This window comes from Martelella alba (assembly GCF_005217455.1).
Lineage (GTDB): Bacteria > Pseudomonadota > Gammaproteobacteria > Enterobacterales > Enterobacteriaceae > Acerihabitans.
Genome location: NZ_SZPQ01000111.1, coordinates 1 through 1,819 on the forward strand (window position 1 = coordinate 1; position 1,819 = coordinate 1,819).

1 rRNA gene is annotated in these 1,819 nt (G+C 55.9%); it reads right to left on the minus strand.

Annotated features, from left to right (window positions below):
* Positions 1-93: 93 nt before the first annotated feature.
* Positions 94-1,819, minus strand: a 23S ribosomal RNA gene (locus FCN80_RS25780); the annotation flags it as partial.

Sequence of the window (1,819 nt, forward strand, 5' to 3'; positions counted from 1 at the left end):
TTTATCCGGAACAACGCTGATTTTCCCTTTCCCTTCTTCGGCACGCATCCCGCACGCCACTCTCGTCTCTCTCTCAGACACCTTAGGTGTTGTAAGGTTAAGCCTCACGGGTCATTAGTTTCGGTTAGCTCAACGCATCGCTGCGCTTACACACCCGACCTATCCACGTCATCGTCTCTGACGTCCCTTCAGGAGGCTTTAAGCCTCAGGGAAGACTCATCTCGAGGCAAGTTTCCCGCTTAGATGCTTTCAGCGGTTATCTCTTCCGCACGTAGCTACCGGGCAATGCCATTGGCATGACAACCCGAACACCAGCGGTGCGTCCACTCCGGTCCTCTCGTACTAGGAGCAGCCCCTCTCAATCTTCCAGCGCCCACGGCAGATAGGGACCGAACTGTCTCACGACGTTCTAAACCCAGCTCGCGTACCACTTTAAATGGCGAACAGCCATACCCTTGGGACCTACTTCAGCCCCAGGATGTGATGAGCCGACATCGAGGTGCCAAACACCGCCGTCGATATGAACTCTTGGGCGGTATCAGCCTGTTATCCCCGGAGTACCTTTTATCCGTTGAGCGATGGCCCTTCCATTCAGAACCACCGGATCACTAAGACCTGCTTTCGCACCTGCTCGAGCCGTCGCTCTCGCAGTCAAGCCAGCTTATGCCTTTGCACTAACCTCACGATGTCCGACCGTGATTAGCTGACCTTCGTGCTCCTCCGTTACGCTTTGGGAGGAGACCGCCCCAGTCAAACTACCCACCAGACACTGTCCCCGACCCGGTTTACGGGCCCAGGTTAGAACATCGAACATTCAAGGGTGGTATTTCAACGTCGGCTCCATGCGGACTGGCGTCCACACTTCATTGCCTCCCACCTATCCTACACATCAAGGCTCCATGTTCAGTGTCAAGCTATAGTAAAGGTTCACGGGGTCTTTCCGTCTTGCCGCGGGTACACTGCATCTTCACAGCGAGTTCAATTTCACTGAGTCTCGGGTGGAGACAGCCTGGCCATCATTACGCCATTCGTGCAGGTCGGAACTTACCCGACAAGGAATTTCGCTACCTTAGGACCGTTATAGTTACGGCCGCCGTTTACCGGGGCTTCGATCAAGAGCTTCTCCTTACGGATAACCCCATCAATTAACCTTCCGGCACCGGGCAGGCGTCACACCGTATACGTCCACTTTCGTGTTGGCACAGTGCTGTGTTTTTAATAAACAGTTGCAGCCAGCTGGTCTCTGCGACTGGCCTCGGCGCCGGACGCTACGTCCTTTACCTACCGCCAGCGTGCCTTCTCCCGAAGTTACGGCACCATTTTGCCTAGTTCCTTCACCCGAGTTCTCTCAAGCGCCTCGGTATTCTCTACCTGACCACCTGTGTCGGTTTGGGGTACGATTGCGCGTGACCTGGCGCTTAGAGGCTTTTCCTGGGAGCCGAGCATCAATTCCTTCGCCACCGTGGTGGCTCGTCGTCACGCCTTGGTGTCATGAGAGCACGGATTTGCCTGTCCTCCCCACCTACACGCTTGAACCGGGACAACCGTCGCCCGGCGAACCTAGCTTTCTCCGTCCCCCCTTCGCAGTCACGCCCAGTACAGGAATATTGACCTGTTTCCCATCGACTACGCTTTTCAGCCTCGCCTTAGGGGTCGACTCACCCTGCCCCGATTAACGTTGGACAGGAACCCTTGGTCTTCCGGCGAGCGGGTTTTTCACCCGCTTTATCGTTACTTATGTCAGCATTCGCACTTCTGATACCTCCAGCCGCCCTCACGGGCCGCCTTCGCAGGCTTACAGAACGCTCCCCTACCCAAC